Origin of the sequence: Ruegeria sp. HKCCD6604, from assembly GCF_013110635.1 — a bacterium.
Classification (GTDB): domain Bacteria; phylum Pseudomonadota; class Alphaproteobacteria; order Rhodobacterales; family Rhodobacteraceae; genus Ruegeria.
On sequence record NZ_WVQW01000009.1, the window covers coordinates 1 to 17,628 of the forward strand.

16 protein-coding genes are annotated in these 17,628 nt (G+C 59.9%); 6 read left to right on the forward strand and 10 right to left on the reverse strand.

The genetic code is table 11. The features are described 5' to 3' along the window. Positions 1-115: 115 nt before the first annotated feature. The gene (locus tag GS614_RS17880; protein WP_171726957.1) at positions 116-1,171 is read right to left on the reverse strand and encodes a zinc ABC transporter substrate-binding protein; all 1,056 of its coding nucleotides are present in this window, start codon (positions 1,169-1,171) and stop codon (positions 116-118) included. 57 nt (positions 1,172-1,228) lie between these two features. Between GS614_RS17880 and GS614_RS17885 the strand changes: the two genes are divergently transcribed. From GS614_RS17885 to GS614_RS17895, 3 genes are read left to right on the forward strand one after another with little or no spacing between them, the layout of a single operon-like run. Beyond that, positions 1,229-1,741 (forward strand): Fur family transcriptional regulator, encoded by a 513-nt coding sequence (locus GS614_RS17885; protein ID WP_171119062.1) that lies wholly within the window; start codon positions 1,229-1,231, stop codon positions 1,739-1,741. A gap of 2 nt (positions 1,742-1,743) precedes the next feature. Further along, on the forward strand, positions 1,744-2,484 hold the full coding sequence (locus tag GS614_RS17890) for a metal ABC transporter ATP-binding protein (RefSeq protein WP_171726958.1): 741 nt from the start codon (positions 1,744-1,746) through the stop codon (positions 2,482-2,484). Then, positions 2,484-3,281 (forward strand): metal ABC transporter permease, encoded by a 798-nt coding sequence (locus GS614_RS17895; RefSeq protein WP_171726959.1) that lies wholly within the window; start codon positions 2,484-2,486, stop codon positions 3,279-3,281. The genes GS614_RS17890 and GS614_RS17895 overlap by 1 nt, the downstream gene beginning before the upstream one ends. Before the next feature lie 123 nt (positions 3,282-3,404). Here the strand turns inward: GS614_RS17895 and GS614_RS17900 are convergent, their stop codons facing one another. The 8 genes from GS614_RS17900 to GS614_RS17935 form a co-directional block, all read right to left on the reverse strand. Then, positions 3,405-4,478, reverse strand: coding sequence for a BMP family ABC transporter substrate-binding protein (locus GS614_RS17900; RefSeq protein WP_152460134.1), 1,074 nt, complete (start codon positions 4,476-4,478; stop codon positions 3,405-3,407). 31 nt (positions 4,479-4,509) lie between these two features. Beyond that, complete coding sequence (locus tag GS614_RS17905) at positions 4,510-5,430, reverse strand: ABC transporter permease (RefSeq protein WP_152460135.1); 921 nt, start codon at positions 5,428-5,430, stop codon at positions 4,510-4,512. Between the two features lie 3 nt (positions 5,431-5,433). Continuing rightward, on the reverse strand, positions 5,434-6,516 hold the full coding sequence (locus GS614_RS17910; protein WP_171726960.1) for an ABC transporter permease: 1,083 nt from the start codon (positions 6,514-6,516) through the stop codon (positions 5,434-5,436). Between the two features lie 63 nt (positions 6,517-6,579). After that, complete coding sequence (locus tag GS614_RS17915; protein ID WP_171726961.1) at positions 6,580-8,097, reverse strand: ATP-binding cassette domain-containing protein; 1,518 nt, start codon at positions 8,095-8,097, stop codon at positions 6,580-6,582. Beyond that, positions 8,094-9,029, reverse strand: coding sequence for a xanthine dehydrogenase accessory protein XdhC (xdhC, locus tag GS614_RS17920; RefSeq protein ID WP_171726962.1), 936 nt, complete (start codon positions 9,027-9,029; stop codon positions 8,094-8,096). Before xdhC ends, GS614_RS17915 begins: the two co-directional genes overlap by 4 nt. Next, complete coding sequence (gene xdhB / locus GS614_RS17925; RefSeq protein WP_171726963.1) at positions 9,029-11,431, reverse strand: xanthine dehydrogenase molybdopterin binding subunit; 2,403 nt, start codon at positions 11,429-11,431, stop codon at positions 9,029-9,031. The genes xdhC and xdhB overlap by 1 nt, the downstream gene beginning before the upstream one ends. Continuing rightward, positions 11,428-12,789 carry a xanthine dehydrogenase small subunit gene (gene xdhA / locus GS614_RS17930; protein WP_171726964.1) on the reverse strand — a complete coding sequence of 454 codons (1,362 nt, stop codon included), beginning with the start codon at positions 12,787-12,789 and terminating at the stop codon, positions 11,428-11,430. The genes xdhB and xdhA overlap by 4 nt, the downstream gene beginning before the upstream one ends. A 180-nt stretch (positions 12,790-12,969) precedes the next feature. Next, positions 12,970-13,134, reverse strand: a complete 165-nt coding sequence (locus GS614_RS17935; protein ID WP_171119079.1) for a hypothetical protein — start codon at positions 13,132-13,134, stop codon at positions 12,970-12,972. On the opposite strand from GS614_RS17935, the gene dnaE reads away from it, so the two are divergent. From dnaE to GS614_RS17950, 3 genes are all read left to right on the forward strand, one after another. Next, positions 13,133-16,636 (forward strand): DNA polymerase III subunit alpha, encoded by a 3,504-nt coding sequence (gene dnaE, locus GS614_RS17940; RefSeq protein WP_171726965.1) that lies wholly within the window; start codon positions 13,133-13,135, stop codon positions 16,634-16,636. The genes GS614_RS17935 and dnaE overlap by 2 nt on opposite strands. Before the next feature lie 85 nt (positions 16,637-16,721). Continuing rightward, positions 16,722-16,940: a hypothetical protein gene (locus GS614_RS17945; RefSeq protein WP_171172726.1), complete on the forward strand. Its 219-nt coding sequence runs from the start codon at positions 16,722-16,724 to the stop codon at positions 16,938-16,940. A 16-nt stretch (positions 16,941-16,956) separates the two neighbouring features. Beyond that, a complete protein-coding gene (locus GS614_RS17950) occupies positions 16,957-17,325 on the forward strand; it encodes a hypothetical protein (protein ID WP_216601200.1) in 369 nt (122 codons plus the stop codon). A gap of 4 nt (positions 17,326-17,329) precedes the next feature. On the opposite strand, the gene GS614_RS17955 is transcribed toward GS614_RS17950, so the two are convergent. Continuing rightward, the gene (locus tag GS614_RS17955; protein WP_171726966.1) at positions 17,330-17,524 is read right to left on the reverse strand and encodes a SlyX family protein; all 195 of its coding nucleotides are present in this window, start codon (positions 17,522-17,524) and stop codon (positions 17,330-17,332) included. Positions 17,525-17,628: the final 104 nt, after the last annotated feature.

Below are 17,628 nucleotides of genomic sequence, written 5' to 3' on the forward strand. Positions count from 1 at the left end.
CTCAGTCCTCCGTTTCCTAAACATAACGGTGGACCCGTTCAGTTGGGGAGGCTCACTGTCTTCTGGAAGGTTGAACCCGGCCAGTTTCTCAAACTGAACCGGGCTTGCGACAGGGTCAGAGACACTCGGCCAGAGTTTTTGCCATGTTGAGAATAACTTGCGGGTAGAGATCGGCTCCGGGTTCCAGATCAGAGCCCAGCGGATCGATTACGCCCGTTTTCGCCTCGGTCCCGTCTAGCACGGTTTTGACGATACCGGGGTTGAATTGCGGCTCGGCGAGAACGCAGTTGATACCTTCTTCGCGGATACGGTTTTGAATTTCGGCGATACGAGCCGGGCTCGGGTCCGAGGCGTCGGCGATGGAAATCGCACCTGCGGCCGGAAAGTCAAATGCATCCTCGAAATACTGGTAGGCGTCGTGGAACACGACGAAGCTTCCTCCGCGTACCGGTCCAAGCGTCTCGGCCACTTGTTCAGACAGCGCGGCCATTTCAGCGCGCGCGGCTGCGGCATTGGCAAAATATGCACCTGCATTGTCCGGGTCGGCAGACGACAGCTGCGCGGCGATCAGATTCAGCCAGGTTTCTGCATTTGCCGGTGAAAGCCACGCATGTGGGTCGTGCGCGCCATGCGCGTGATCATGATGCTCATCATGCTTGTCTTGATCGGCATGTTCTTCGTGATCGTGATCATCATCCTTGGCGTGGTCGTCGTGATCATGCTCGTGGTCATCATCCTTTGCATGGTCGTCGTGACCATGTTCATGATCATCATGATCATGTTCGTCTTCGCCGCCATGATCGTGTGCCTCGAAAACAGCGCTTTCGCGGAACTCCAGAAGAACCGTACCATCCGCGTCAAGAAGGGACGTGACCGTCGCACTGTCGGCAAGGGTTTCGATGGCACTTTCCATCCAAGGTGTCAGGTCTTCTCCTACCCAGAACACCAGATCGGCATCCTGCAATGCGGCCGCCTCGGACGGGCGCAGGTTGTATTCATGAGGCGAGGCACCTGGTGCGATGATCAAGGCCGGTGTTCCGACGCCGTCCATAACCCGGGAAACGAGCGAGTGGATCGGTGCGATATCGACCGCAACGTTCGGAACGTCCGCGATGGCCGTTCCTCCCATCAATGCAACCGTGATCGAAACTGGAAGAAGCTTTCTGGACATCAGACCCTCTGTGTGATTTTATAACGTTACGAGTGGCAATACATGATATGAAATAACATGACAAGCGATACGAACCCTGTCTCTGTCGATGAGGCGGCCCCGGTCGGGTTTCAGGAACATGACCATCAGAGTTGCGTCAAAACTGCGTTGGTATCCGCCGAGGCGCGCTGCAAGGGCGAGGGGCTGCGCCTGACGCCGGTTCGCCGCAAGGTCTTGGAAATGCTGCTGCAAGAGCATCGGGCCCTTGGTGCCTATGCAATTCTTGACCGCCTGCGAGAGGAAGGGTTCGGATCTCAACCTCCGGTCGCCTATCGGGCGCTTGATTTCCTTGTTCAAAACGGGTTCGTTCACAAGATCGAGCGGCTGAATGCATTCGTTGCCTGCTCTCATCCCGGCGCGTCGCATTCGCCGGCATTCATGATTTGCAGAAAGTGCGATGCCGTTGCCGAGGCGCAGTCCACGCCGGCCAAAGGTGTTCTGGGTGCCGCTGCGCGCGCAGCGGGTTTCGAGATCGAAAGAACGGTTGTAGAAGCCGAGGGACTTTGCCCCGACTGCACCGAAAAGGCCTGAAAATGACGCTCGTCTCTGTCGAGAATCTCAGTGTTCGCTATGGTTCAAACACTGTTCTGAGCCATGTGGACATGGCTGTCGAACCCGGCGAGATCGTCACCATCGTCGGGCCGAACGGGTCGGGAAAAACCAGCCTGTTGCGCGCCATCATCGGTGCGACCAGGCCAAGTGCCGGGCATGTATCGCTGAAACCCGGATTGAAGATCGGGTACGTGCCGCAGAAACTGCACGTGGATCCCACGCTGCCAATCTCGGTCGAGCGATTCATGCGACTGACAGACCGTGTCTCCGGCCGTCAGTGCGTCGAGGCATTGGAAAAAGCGGGCGTCCCGGATCTGTTGAAACGTCAGATGTCGCAACTGTCCGGCGGGCAGTTTCAGCGTGTGTTGCTGGCGCGGGCGTTGATCAACCAGCCTGACCTTCTGCTGCTGGATGAGGCAACCCAGGGGTTGGACCAGCGCGGATCGGCGAGTTTCTACCAGCAAATCGAGGCCGTACGCCGCGAAACCGGATGTGCAATCCTGATGATCAGTCACGAATTGCACGTGGTCATGAGCGCCTCGGACAGGGTGATTTGTCTCAACGGGCATGTCTGCTGTGAAGGATCGCCGGCGGTGGTCGCTTCGGCACCCGAATACCGGGCCTTGTTCGGAACGGGAACAGGCGGTGCGCTTGCCCTGTACCGGCACGAGCACGATCACAATCACGACCATGATGCAAACCCTCAGGAAGCGGCGGAATAATGCTTGACGATTTCATGATGCGGGCAACGCTCGCAGGTATCGGTGTTGCGTTTGCGGCTGCTCCTCTTGGGTGTTTCGTGGTGTGGCGCCGCATGGCGTATTTCGGTGACGCAACCGCACATGCCGCAATTCTGGGCGTGGCCCTGTCGCTGACCTTTCAGATGTCGATCTTCACCGGAGCGCTGGCCGTTGCACTGATTATGGCGCTGACGGTCACTTTGTTGGCGGGTCGTGGCTATGCGATGGACACGCTGCTGGGGGTCCTGGCGCATTCCGCCTTGGCTTTCGGTCTGGTTGCCGTTTCGTTTTTGTCCGGCGTCCGCATTGATTTGTTGGCATATCTATTCGGCGATATTCTTGCGGTATCCCGTTCGGATCTGCTTGTGATCTGGGGCGGCGCGGCGCTTGTCGTGGCGCTGATCGCCTGGCGATGGGCTCAGCTTTTGACGGCTACATTGAACGAGGAACTGGCCTATGCCAGTGGGTTCGACCCGAGGCGGGAACAGTTGATTCTGACACTGTCTCTGGCGGTGACCGTGGCTGTTGCGATCAAGGTCGTGGGGGTATTGCTGATCGCGGCGATGCTGATCATTCCCGCGGCGGCGGCACGAAATCTGGCCCGATCGCCCGAATCAATGGCGTTGATAGCGGCAGCAATAGGCGCGATGTCCTCAGTTGCGGGGTTACGGGCAGCTTATGTGTTCGATACTCCGGCGGGGCCATCAATTGTCTGCGTCGCCGCAGTCTTGTTTGCCTGTCTCAGCGTGGTGGGGTGGCGAAGACAGGGCAGGGCGTGATGGATCTGAGCTCGATTGCGCTGACCAGGTAATCTCTTCGTTGTTCGGCACCTCAGGTGCACATAGCACAAAAAAGGGCCCGCACACGGATTGCGGGCCCTTTCCGTTCCTTGACGATACAGCTTACTGCGGAATTTCGCCTTCCAGCCCTTCAACATAGAAGTTCATGCCTGCCAGCGTGCCATCGTCAGCGGTTTCGCCTTCAGCCAGCCAGTCACTGCCGTCCTGCTTCTTCAGCGGACCGGTGAACGCGTGATAGCTGCCATCTGCAAGGGCCGCCTTCAGGGCCAGAGCCTCTTCCTTGACATCTGCGGGAACCGCGTCCGAAATCTCGCCGATTTCAACCATTCCTGCTCCGATACCGTCCCAGGTGTTGGAAGACGTCCAGGTTCCGTCCATTACGGCTTTTGTCCGCGCGATGTAATAGGGGGCCCAGTTGTCGATGATCGATGACACACGCGGAAGCGGTGCGTACTCGCTCATGTCCGACGCCTGACCGAAGGTGATCACATTGCCGGCCTCTTGCGCTGCTGCTTGCGGCGCTGTCGAATCGGTGTGTTGCAGGATTACGTCCGCGCCCTGCTCGATCAAAACGGTGGCGGCGTCAGCTTCTTTCGCCGGGTCGAACCACGTATAGGCCCAGACGATCTTGAACTCGACATCCGGGTTCACCTTCTTGGCGTGGATATAGGCCGAGTTGATGCCACGGATCACCTCGGGGATCGGGTAGGAGCCGATATAGCCGATGATGTTCGACTTGGTCATTTTACCGGCGATGTGGCCCTGAACCGCGCGACCTTCGTAGAAACGGGCCGAGTAGACCGAGACGTTGTCGGCGGTTTTATAGCCGGTTGCGTGCTCGAACTTCACGTCCGGGAATTTCTTGGCCACGTTGATGGTCGGGTCCATGTAGCCAAACGAGGTGGTAAAGATCAGATCCGCGCCTTCCAGCGCCATCTGGGTCATCACACGCTCGGCATCCGGGCCTTCGGGAACGGATTCAACGAATACGGTTTCAACCTTGTCGCCGAACTCTTTTTCAACGGCCTGCCGGCCCTTGTCATGTTCATAGGTCCAGCCGCCATCGCCGACCGGGCCGACATAGACGAAACCGACCTTGGTCTTGTCTTCGGCCATGGCCCCCGAGGCCAGGCCCAGCGCCATGGCGGCGCTCGTCAGAAGTGTAGTGAATTTCATGTGTTACTCCCCAAGTTGGTACTGTTGGCCCCTAGTGTGAGGCATGGAAGGTCCGGCCCAGCGAGGCAGGTGCGCTGCTCTTGTCGGCCGAAAGGATCACAAGCACAAGGATCGTGATGATATAGGGCGACATTGCCAGATACTCGACGGGAATGGCAACGCCCGCTGCCTGCAAATTAAGCTGCAACACGGTAATGCCGCCGAACAAATAGGCACCCAGCAGGACCCGCCACGGCTTCCAGCTCGCAAAGACAACAAGGGCCAGTGCGATCCAGCCGACACCGGCGGTCATGCCCTCGGTCCACTGCGGCACGCGGATCAGGCTGATATAGGCCCCGCCCAGACCAGCGCAGGCGCCGCCGAACATGATGGCCAGAATGCGGATCTTGATCACCTTGTAGCCCAGCGCATGCGCGGCATCGTGGTTTTCACCGACTGCCCGCAGGATCAGACCAAGACGGGTGAATTTCAGCACCGCCCAGACGGCCGCCGTGATCGCGATACCGACATACAGGATCGGGTCATGTTGAAACAGGATCGGACCGACAACCGGAATATCGCTGATCAGCGGAATATGGATGTCGCCCATACTGGGGGGTTTGATCCCCACATAGCTTTGCCCCATCAACGCGCTGAACCCCAGACCAAACAGTGTCAGTGCCAGACCACTGGCCACCTGATTGGCCAGCGCAAACTGCGTCAGCAAGACGAACAGCAGCGATAGAACGGCGCCGCCGATCGCGGCAGCAACAAAGCCCAGCCAGGGCGAGCCGGTCTCGACCGAAATCGCGAAGCCGCTGATCGCACCGACAATCATCATGCCTTCGACGCCTAGGTTCAGAACGCCTGCTTTCTCAACGACCAGCTCTCCGATCGCGGCCAGCAGCAAGGGGGTCGCGGCCACCATCAGTGAAGCGACCAGAAGTACGGGATTGATTTCACCAAGGTCCATGGGTCACGCCACCTCGTTACGGGCCGCACGGATGCGGTAGTTGGTCAATAGGTCGAAGGCCAGCAGGAAGAACAGCAGCATGCCCTGGAACACCTGAATGGCAGCAGCAGGCAGCCCCAGCTGCGACTGCGCGATTTCACCGCCGATATAGGTCAGCGCCATCAGTCCACCGGCCAGCAGAATGCCCACAGGGTGCAGACGGCCCAAAAAGGCCACGATGATGGCAGTGAAACCGTAGCCCACGTTGAAATCGATGCTGACAACGCCTGAAGGGCCGGAAACCTCGAACATGCCTGCAAGTCCTGCAAGCGCACCGGACAAACCCAGACAGAACAGGATCAACCGGGCCGGGTTCACACCCGCAAATTTCGCGGCGCGCGGTGCTTCACCGGTCAGGCGGATGTGAAAGCCCAGCATGTGCCGGTTCAGCAGGACATAGGCGAAGATCACTGCGATCAACGCGGTCACAACACCCCAGTGCATGCCGGATCCGGCGATCAGTTCGGCATTGTGCGCACTGTCATAGGATTGCAGATTGCGGGACCCCGGAAAGCCGAACCCTTCGGGGTTCTTCAGCAAACCCAGAGAAACCGAGGCCAGCATCTGCTCGGCCACATAGACCAACATCAACGAGACGAGAATCTCGTTGGTGCCGAAACGCACCTTCAGGAAGGCGGGGATCATGGCCCACAACCAGCCGCCGAAGGCGCCGGCAATCACCATGATCGGAAAGATAAAGAAGGCATCCAAAGGGTAAAAGGCCAGCCCGGCACCCGCACCGAAGATGGCGCCCATAATATACTGCCCTTCGGCCCCGATGTTCCAGATGCCTGCACGAAAGCCCAGCGACAGACCGATGGCGATAAGCACCAGCGGAGCGCCTTTCACCAGCAGCTGTGGGCGATAATAAAAGGCGAATTCACCAAAAAGAGGTTCCCAGAAGATGGTGCCGATGGCCTCAACCGGATTCTTGCCCAGTATGGCGAACAGTACTCCGCCAAAAAACATCGTCGCCAAAACTGCAACCAACGGCGTCGCATAAGACCAGACCCTGGAAGGCTGAGGACGTTTCTCCAGCACAATCATCAGCTCGTTCCCCTGACTTCTTCATCTTTTCTCAAATACTCTCGCCGAAGGCGGCCCAACAGATCACACATGCGCCACCTCCATTCCGTGGGCACCGCCCATCATCAGCCCGATTTCGTCCACTGTCAGTCCGGTTGTCGGACGTGGTGCACTCAGGCGGCCCTCGTTCAGCGCAGCAAAGCTGTCCGAGATTTCCATCAACTCATCCAAATCCTGAGAGATGCAGACAACCGCCGTTCCCATTGCCGCCAGGTCTAGGATTGCCTGCCGGATCGACGCGGCCGCCGCAGCATCCACGCCCCAGGTTGGCTGATTCACCACCAGCACATCCGGGTTTTGCAGCACTTCGCGTCCGATCACGAATTTCTGCAGGTTCCCCCCGGACAAGGACCGCGCCGCGTTGTCCGGGCCGGGTGTTCGGACGTCAAAAATCTCGATGATCTTCTCCGCAAAGCTCTTGGTCTCGGCCCATTTCAGAAAGCCGTTGCTTTCCAGACCCTCTCGAACCGACCCAGTCAACAGGGCGTTTTCGGTCAGGCTCATGTTCGGGGCAGCGGCATGGCCCAGCCGTTCTTCGGGCGCGGTCAACACGCCAAGTTTGCGTCGTGCGGTCGGGCCCAGCTTGCCGATCGCCTGACCGTTGAATTTGATCGCATCGGCCGTCGTCAGGATTTCACCAGATAAAACGCCCAGCAATTCATCCTGCCCGTTACCCGCAACACCACCAATGCCCAGAACCTCGCCCTTGCGGACGGTCAAATGCACGTTGCGCAAGGCAGTTCCAAATTCTGACGGAGAAGGCACCGACAGCCCGCTGACATCCAGCGTCACTGCGCCAAATTCACGCCCCGAACGTTCCGGGGTTTGCAGGGCCGTTCCCACCATCAGTTCGGCCATGTCGCGGGCCGAGGTCTCAGACGGGACGCACTCGCCCACATTCTTGCCCAGACGTAGGATCGTGGCGTGGTCACACAGGGTCCGAATCTCTTCCAGCTTGTGCGAGATATACAAGATCGACGTGCCTTCGGACCGCAACTTGTTCAGCGTCTCGAATAGGATCTCGACCTCCTGCGGGGTCAGCACCGAGGTCGGTTCGTCCATGATCAGCAGTTTCGGGTCTTGCAGAAGGCAACGGATAATTTCAACACGCTGGCGTTCCCCGGCGGACAGATCGCCGACTGTGCGGAACGGATCCAGCGGCAGGCCGTAGGTTTCCGACACTTCGCGGATGCGCGAGGCCAGATCACCCATGGCGGGCGGGTTTTCCATCCCCAAGGCGATGTTCTCGGCCACGCTCAGCGCGTCAAACAGCGAAAAATGCTGGAACACCATCGCAATCCCGTCGGCCCGTGCGGAGCGGGGCTCGGGCGGCGCAAAAGGCTGACCGCGCAACAGCATGGTGCCACTGTCAGGTTTCACCAGCCCATAGATCATCTTGACCAGCGTGGATTTTCCGGCCCCGTTTTCCCCCAACAAGGCGTGAACTTCGCCCTCTCCGATGTCAAAGGACACCTGATCATTGGCCACGACACCGGGATAGGCTTTGGTCAACCCTTGCAGGCTCAGCAATGGAGTGGTCACGCGCTCAGGTCCTTCTTCAACTCATTCTGCCGGGCCGGACGCAGCAGTTGCGCTGCGACGCCCACGGCGATCATCTGCGGGTGTTTGCCCAGCGACGGGTCACCAATCGGGCAGGTAATCCGGCTTATCCGGTCGGGCGGATGCCCAAGAGCCGCCAGCCGCGATCGGAACCGCGCCCATTTGGTAGCCGAGCCGATCAGCCCCGCAAAGCGGAAATCGTGCAAAAGCAGCCTGTTGCACAGTTCTAAATCCAGATTGTGTGAATAAGTCAGCACAAGGTGCTCGGCATTGGGCGGTGCATGTCGCACAAGTTCGGCCGGTTTCGTCGCTGGCAGATCGGTCACGCCTGCAGGAATCACGTCCGGAAAGCGCTCGGGGCCGGTATCGACCCAAGTGATCGCAAGATCGGGCAGGGGGGACAGAACATCCACCAGCGCCCGTCCGACGTGACCTGCGCCCCAGATCCACAGGTTTCGTGCCGGTTTATGCACCGGTTCGATCATCCAGCCGTCGATCAGGCGTGGTTCGGGTGCAATGCCCTGACTGCATGCTGCCGCCAGCACTCGCTTGACCGAAAGAGGCGTGGCGCCACCGGATGCTGATCGTGCAATGATCGTATCATCCAGCGTTTCAACCTTCTTGAGATCATAGACTTCGCTGAACAACGAGACCGCTCCGCCGCAACATTGGCCCATGTCCGGTCCCAGCGTGTGATGCGTCAGGCGCGTGGCGACTGTTTGCGATCGTGCGGCCTCCGCGGCCTGGTATTCCAGCGTACCACCACCGATGGTTCCGCTTTGCCCGTCTTTCCAGACCAGCATCGCAGCACCCACCTCGCGCGGGGACGACCCTTTGATCCCGGCGATGACCACCCGAACCACTTTCCCGTGGGTTTTGACCGCCTCCCTCAAAGCCTCAAGGTCAAATCCCATCAGATGCCTCCCTTCATCCTCTGGACCCCGCGCCAAACCTCTTCGGCCGTGGCCGGAGCGTTCAGGGCCGGGTATCTGTCTCCGCAGGCGGCAACGGCGTTCGACAGCGCCAGCCAGGCCGAGATCCCCAGCATGAAAGGTGGCTCGCCCACAGCTTTCGAACGATAGATGGTGTCCTCGCGGTTTTCGCCATCCCAAAGCGTGACGTTGAAGATGTCCGGCCGGTCCGAGCAGGCCGGAATCTTGTAGGTCGAGGGCGCGTGCGTGCGCAGGTTGCCCGTGTCATCCCAGACCAGCTCTTCGGTCGTCAGCCACCCTGCACCCTGTACATAGCCGCCCTCAACCTGACCTATGTCCAAAGCTGGGTTCAGCGACGCGCCCGCGTCATGTAGGATATCCGTTCGCAGAATGCGGTTTTCACCGGTCAGAGTGTCCACCGCCACCTCGGTAACGGAAGCACCGTAGGCAAAGTAGAAGAAGGGGCGACCGCGCCCGGCGATCCGGTCCCACTCGATCTTGGGCGTCTTGTAGAACCCGGTCGCCGACAGGCTGACGCGCCCCTGATAGGCCAGTGCGGCGGCTTCGGCGAAGGTGTAGCGCTCTTCTGAGACCGAGACCTGCCCATCCGAGAACGTGACCGTCGATGGATCGGCCTGATGACGTTCCGCAAAATAGGCGGCCATCCGGTCGCGGATCGTGTCGCAAGCGGCCTTGACCGCCATGCCGTTCAGGTCACTGCCCGAAGATGCCGCCGTCGCAGACGTGTTCGGTACTTTCGCCGTGTCGGTTGCGGTGATTTTCACCATCTCCAGCGGTATGCCAAAGCGCGACGCGGCGACCTGTGCGACCTTCTGGAACAGGCCCTGGCCCATCTCGGTGCCGCCGTGATTCAGGTGGACTGATCCGTCCTGATAGACATGTACCAGCGCACCCGCCTGATTGAGGTGGGTCAGCGTGAACGAGATACCAAACTTGACCGGCGAAAAGGCGATGCCTTTTTTGATTACACTGTTCTCGGCATTCCATTTCGCGACAGCCGTCTTGCGCGCGGCATAGTCGCTGGATTTCAGCAACGCCTCGGTCATGCCGTGCAGTTCGAAATCGCTGACCTCCATCCCATAGGGTGTGGTGTTGCCGCCGGCGGGCAGAGGACGCACCGGTGCGTCACCCATTTCAACGGCGCCGCGGCTGGTCAGGTCTTCGTGCGGATCGGGATGCCCAAGTGGTTTTTCTGTCGGTGTGCTCTCGGCCACAGCGTGCGCGGGTGCATAGTAATTCCGGCGGCGCAGCTCGACGGGATCCAAACCCAGCGCATGCGCGGCATGGTCCATGACCCGTTCGATGCCGACCATGCCCTGCGGGCCGCCGAACCCGCGATATGCGGTGGCAGATTGGGTGTTGGTCTTCAACCGGTGGCTTTCGATCCGGGCGTTCGGCAAAAGGTAGGCGTTGTCCGAGTGCAGCATCGCCCGGTCGGCCACGGGCAAGGACAGGTCCTGCGCCCAGCCGCAGATCGCATAGTGGAGGAATGAGACGCCCTGTATATGGCCATGCTCATCGAACCCGGCCTTGTACGAAATGCGGAAAGCGTGGCGTTTGCCCGTGATGATCATGTCATCGTCACGGTCATAGCGCATCTTGCAGGCCTTGCCGGTTGCGCGGGCGGCCACGGCGCAGGCCACTGCCAAAGCGTTGCCCTGACTTTCCTTGCCGCCAAACCCTCCGCCCATGCGGCGGGTCTCGACCCGGACGGCGTGCATCGGAACACCCAGAGCGTCGGCCACTTTGTGCTGAATCTCGGTCGGGTGCTGGGTCGAGCTGTGCACCAGCATATCCGCACCTTCATTCGGCACGGCCAGCGCGGCCTGACCTTCCAGATAGAAATGCTCCTGCCCGCCCAATTCAAACGAACCTTCGATCACATGCGGCGCACTGGCAATGGCCGCATCCGCATCGCCCTTGGCATAGATGCGTGGACCGTCTTCAAACCGGCTGTCGGCGGCCAGCGCCTCTTCGATCGTCAGGATCGGCACGTCTTCGGCGTAGTCGACCTTACCCAATCGCGCCGCTTTGCGGGCGGCCAGATGGCTGGTGGCAACGACCAGGAACACGGGCTGACCGATATAGTGCACCGAGCCGTCCGACAGCAGCGGCTCATCGTGGATCGAGGGCGAGACATCGTTGGCAAATGGCAGATCCTGTGCCGTCATGACCATCACGACACCCTCGGCGTTTTTGACAGCCGACAGATCCATTGCGGTGATCTTGCCCCTGGCGATCGGGCTCAGGCCAAAGGCCAGATGCAGCGTGCCCTTGGGTGTCGGGATGTCATCCACGTACCGCGCCGCGCCCGAAACGTGCAAAGGGGCGGCGTCGTGGGGCAGGGCTTGCGTCACACTCATGCCGACACCTCCAGCACATTGGTGATCTCACCCTGATCTTCCAGGAAAAACCGTTGCAGCATCGCCTTGGCGGTTTCCAGACGATACAGGGCCGAGGCGCGCATATCCGTGAGTGGCGAAAAGTCGTCGGCAAAGGAAGGCAGCGCGGCGTCAACGGTCGCGCGAGTCCACGGTTTGCCGATCAAAGCGGCCTCGACATGGGTTGCCCGTTTCGGAGTACCGGCCATGCCACCAAACGCGATGCGCGCCTGTGTGACGCTGCCCTCCGAAACGGTTATGTTGAAACAGCCGCAGACGGCCGAGATATCCTGATCGAACCGTTTGCTGAGCTTGTAAACCTTCAGGCGATCTGGTTGGCGCGGGAAGCTGACGGCTTCGACAAACTCGCCCGGAACCCGATCCTGTTTGCCGTAGTCGATGAAGAACTCTTCCAGCGGGATCGACCGCCGATCGTTGCCCTTGCGCAGGTGCAGTGTCGCGTTCAATGCGATCAGCGCGGGCGGGTTGTCCCCGATGGGCGAGCCGTTGGCGATATTGCCTCCGACCGTGGCCGCATGGCGAACCTGAACGCTGGCATAGCGTCGGATCATCTCGGCATAGGAGGGATGCAGATCGACCAATGCATCTGCCATGCGATTCATGTCGACCATGGCACCAAAGCGGACTTCATCGTCGGTGATCGTGATCTCTTTCAGATCGTCACATCGGTTGAGGAAGATCACCGGGTCCAGTTCGCGCAGTTGCTTGGTGACCCAAAGGCCCACATCGGTCGCACCAGCGACCAGAGTCGCATTCGGGTTCTCGGCATACACGGCGGCCAATTCGTCGGATGAGGTTGGCAGCATGCGCGAAGCGGCAATCGTTGCAGGTGGGCTATCTTTGACCCAAACCGGAACGGGCTGTTCCTCGGCCGCTTTCGCCGCGCGAATGATCGGCGCATAGCCGGTGCAGCGGCAAAGGTTGCCTGCAAGCAAAGTGTCATGGTCCGTTGCACCATTCGTGTGCCCGGCGACCATCGACATGACGAACCCGGGTGTGCAGAAGCCGCATTGCGAGCCGTGCAGATCGACCATTGCCTGCTGGACCGGGTGTGCTTCGCCATTCGGGCCACTTGCGCCTTCAACTGTTCGGACGGCCTTGCCATGCAATTGCGGTAGAAACAGAATGCACGAGTTCAGGGCCTTGGCGCCTTGGTCATCCGTCACCATCACGGTGCAAGCCCCGCAATCGCCTTCGTTGCAGCCTTCTTTGGTGCCGGTCAGACCGCGATCTTCGCGCAGCCAATCCAGCAGGGTGGCTGTCGGATCAACACCAGCCAACTCCACTGTCTCTCCGTTCAGAAGAAACGTGATGTTCATTCGAGAAACCCGTCGCCTTACCCAGTTGCGCCCCTGCGGCCCTCCTTCGATGCGACGTAGAAAGAGTGGCGGGCGAATTGCTTGCCATGAGATGTTAGAAACAGCGCGGCTTGTCTGGCAAGAAAAACCGCCTCTGTTATACACCATTAGACGTATACGGCCTGTTGCCGTCTTGTCTGATTAATGGGCAGCCACTTGTAAATAAAGCGGTTTTTGATTGCGGCGCCCAGTCAATCCCGAAGCACCTTCTGAAAAAGCCGAATAATCAATGGCGATATTTTTGCGGCATACGTGGCGCGGTTCCGCCTTTTGTCGCACAGCCGGCTGGGGTAGCTTGGGCGTCATGAGCAGCTCTCCACGATTCATCCACCTCCGCGTTCACACTGAATATTCCCTTCTGGAAGGCGCCGTGCGGCTGAAAAAGCTGCCGGGCCTGTGCGAGAAGATGGAGATGCCAGCCGTTGCCGTAACGGATACCAATTCGATGTTTTCGGCGCTGGAATTCGCGGTCACCGCAAGCGGGGCCGGGGTGCAGCCGATCATGGGGTGCCAGGTCGATCTGACCTATGTTCAGGCCCAGCCCGGCGAGAAGCCAAAGACGCCCGCGCCTCTGGTGCTGCTGGCGCAGTCCGAGACCGGGTACGAAAACCTGATGAAGCTCAGCACTTGCCTCTACGTGGACAAGGGCGGGCAACTGCCTCAGGTCACTTTGGAAGAATTGGCTGAGCGATCCGAAGGGTTGATCTGCCTGTCCGGTGGACCCGACGGCCCGGTCGGGATGCTGCTGCAACAGGGTCAGCGTCCGGCGGCCGACGCGTTGGTCGATCGGTTGGCGGCAATGTTCCCCGATCGGTTTTACATCGAGCTCCAGCGTCATCCGGGTGAGGATGGCCAGCCCGAGGCCGAGCGCCTGACCGAACGTGGCCATGTCGAGATGGCCTATGCCAAGAATCTGCCGCTGGTCGCCACGAATGACGTCTATTTCCCGACGCCGGACATGTACGAAGCTCATGACGCGCTGATCTGCATATCGGAAGGGGCCTATGTCGACCAGCAGGAAGGTCGCCGTCGCCTGACGGCTCAGCACTATTTCAAGTCGCAACAAGAGATGGCGACCCTGTTCGCGGACTTGCCCGAGGCCATCGAAAACACCGTCGAAATCGCCAGACGCTGCGCGTTCATGGCCTATCGGCGCGACCCGATCCTGCCGAAATTCGCGGATGACGAGGTGGCCGAGCTGCGGCGCATCGCCAATGAGGGCTTGCAGAAACGTCTGGCCGTGATCCCGCATGCGGTGACGCCCGAGGAATACCAGGAACGTCTGGATTTCGAACTGGGCATCATCGAAAGCATGGGTTTCCCCGGCTACTTCCTGATCGTCGCGGATTTCATTCAATGGGCCAAGGATCACGACATTCCGGTCGGGCCGGGGCGGGGCTCGGGCGCGGGTTCACTGGTGGCCTATGCGCTGACGATCACCGATCTTGACCCGCTGCGCTACAGCCTGCTGTTCGAACGCTTCCTGAACCCCGAGCGGGTGTCGATGCCCGACTTCGACATCGACTTTTGCATGGACCGCCGCGAAGAGGTGATCCGTTACGTGCAGCAGAAATACGGCCGCGACAAAGTGGGTCAGATCATCACCTTCGGCGCGCTCTTGTCCAAGGCCGCCGTGCGCGACATCGGGCGGGTGCTTCAAATGCCATATGGGCAGGTGGACCGCCTGTCCAAGATGATCCCGGTTGAGGGGGTGAAACCTGTTTCCATCGAAAAGGCGTTGAAAGACGAACCGCGTCTGCGCGAAGAGGCGCGGAATGAAGAGGTTGTTGACCGTCTGCTGACCTATGGCCAGCAGGTCGAGGGGCTGTTGCGCAATGCTTCGACCCACGCGGCGGGGGTGGTGATCGGCGACCGGCCGCTGGATGCGCTGGTGCCGATCTATCAGGACCCGCGTTCGGACATGCCCGCGACCCAGTTCAACATGAAATGGGTGGAACAGGCCGGGCTGGTCAAGTTCGACTTTCTGGGCCTGAAGACGCTGACCGTGATCCAGAACGCGATGGACCTGATTTTCAAATCCGGGCGTCCCTTGCACATCGCCGCCGATGGCACCGAACTTTATGAGCCCGCTGAGGGGGCTGAGAACCAGATCAACGCCATTCCGCTGGATGATGAGGCGACGTACAAGCTCTATTCCGCGGCCAAGACCGTGGCGGTGTTCCAGGTGGAAAGCTCGGGCATGATGGACGCGCTCAAGCGCATGAAACCCACCTGCATCGAGGATATCGTGGCGCTTGTGGCGCTCTATCGTCCCGGCCCGATGGAGAACATCCCCACCTATTGCGAGGTCAAGAACGGCCTACGCGAAATCACCTCGGTCCACCCGCTGATCGATCATATCCTGGAAGAAACGCAGGGCATCATCGTCTATCAGGAGCAGGTGATGCAGATCGCCCAGGTCATGGCGGGCTACAGCCTTGGCGGCGCCGACCTGCTGCGCCGCGCGATGGGCAAGAAGATCAAAGAGGCGATGGACGCCGAACGCCCGAAATTCGAGGCCGGCGCGGCCAAGAACGGGGTGGACGCCAAGAAGGCCTCCGAGGTGTTCGACCTCTTGGAAAAATTCGCCAACTACGGCTTCAACAAGTCCCACGCGGCGGCCTATGCGGTGGTCAGCTACCAGACCGGCTGGCTCAAGGCGAACCACCCGGTCGAGTTCATGGCCGGGGTCATGAACTGCGATATCCACCTGACCGACAAGCTGGCGGTGTATTTCGAAGAGGTCCGCAAGGGGCTGGGCCTGCCTTACGTGCCGCCCTGCGTGAACCGCTCGCTGGCGACCTTCGACGTGGTGGATGGTCAGCTGGTCTATGCGCTGGGCGCGCTCAAGAATGTCGGCGTCGAGGCGATGAACCTTGTGGTGAAGGGCAGGGGAGACAAGCCTTTCGTCAACCTCTTTGACTTTGCCCGCCGGGTCGATCTGAAGAAGGTCGGTAAACGTCCGCTGGAAATGCTGGCGCGTGCCGGCGCTTTTGATGAGCTCGACAAGAACCGTCGCCGCGTGTTCGAAAGCCTTGACCGTCTGGTACAGTATTCGGCGGCGATCCATGAGCAGAAAAACTCCAATCAGGTGTCTCTGTTCGGTGAGGCAGGCGACGACCTGCCCGAACCGCGCCTGTCGCCGACGCCCGACTGGCTGCCGGCCGAACGCCTCAGCGAAGAATTCAAGGCCATCGGCTTCTATCTCTCGGGGCATCCGCTTGACGATTACATGCCCGCGCTGAAGCGCAAACAGGTGATGACGCTGGACGAAGTGATTAATGCTGTCCGAGCTAGGGGAATGATGGGAGTGAAAATGGCCGGGGTTGTCGCCGGGCGGCAGGAACGGAAATCGGCCAAAGGCAACCGTTTTGCTTTCGTTCAAATGTCTGATCCCGCCGGCGCCTATGAGGTCACGCTGTTTTCAGACACGCTGGAGAAGTGCCGCGAGTTTCTGGAAACCGGCGCGCAGGTCGTGCTGACTGCCGAGGCAACGATGGAAGCCGATCAGCTCAAGCTGCTGGGCCGCTCTGTTGGCCCTGCGGATTCCCTCGTGGCCGAGGCCGGAGCAACTGGGCTGCGAATTTACGTTGACGAAGCACAGGCCGTACCAACGGTGGCCAAGGTTTTGGAAGACGCCGCCTCTGCCGCGAAAGGGGCTGCACGGGGACCAGTCCAGTTCATGTTGCTGGACCCCAGCCTGCCCGGCGATGTTGAGATGGAACTGGGACGTGAATTCCCCATCAACCCGCAGATCAAGGGCGCGATCAAATCCCTTGAAGGCGTCATGACCGTCGAAGAGATATGACGCCGCTTTGTTGCCAGACTGTTGGTGCCCCGCTAGGCTGACTTGACAGAGATGTCTTTAGGTCATGCCACGGGAGGGCGTTGTTATGACAATAGCAGGTCTCAAGTTCAGAAAGATATTATTCGGCGCAGCAGCGACGCTGGCTTTGGTTTCGGCCTCAGCTGGTCTGGCGGATGACAAGAAAAAAGAAAACACGATCAAAGGCGCCGTGATTGGCGCGGGTGTCGGCGCGCTGATCGGCGACGGCAAAGGTGCCGCCGCCGGAGCGGTGGCCGGTGCGCTGATCGGCGCGAATTCCAAGTAAGCGGAGGAGCACCCGGATGAGGACGAATTTGCTTAAGCCAGCCGCCACCGCCTTAATGCTTGCAGCGCCCGGATTGGCCCTTGCCGACGAGGAAGCCGAACAGATGATGCAGGACGCGCTGCCGCTGATGTATCACACCTGCACCTCTGTTATCGAAGAGGCTGATGGGAACGAAGAATACATTCTGGACGTCGTCGGGAAGATGACGGCCCTTTCGCTTTACAACCGTCAGGTTGACATCGAAGCCCACGCGACTTCGGATGAGGAAAAGGCGGCTCTGAGAGAAACATTTGTGGCCGCCTTGAAAGAGGGCTGTACCGGGGACGAAGACGCCCTGTTGGGGGGCGTTGTGGACAACGCGGTAAGATCGACGCTGGGGCTTTAAATCATCAATAGTGAGGCGGTCGTTCGTCACCAAAGACAACGCCGCCCGTGCCTTCCTGCGCCCGTTCTGCTTCGCGCTGCAACAGCATTTCAACCCGTTGGGTCAGCCGGTCGATTTCCGATTGTTGTCTGGTGACGACCGTGTTCAGTTCGTCCACGGTACGGGTCAGATGTGCGATCTCTTCTTCCAGATGCTGCATGGGGAACTCCTGTCTTGCGCAGGTCATAGCGACACAGTCGGCCCAAGGCCAGAGAAAGCGCGCCTTGCCCCGATGCGGACCATGGGATAGACCGCGCGCGGAAC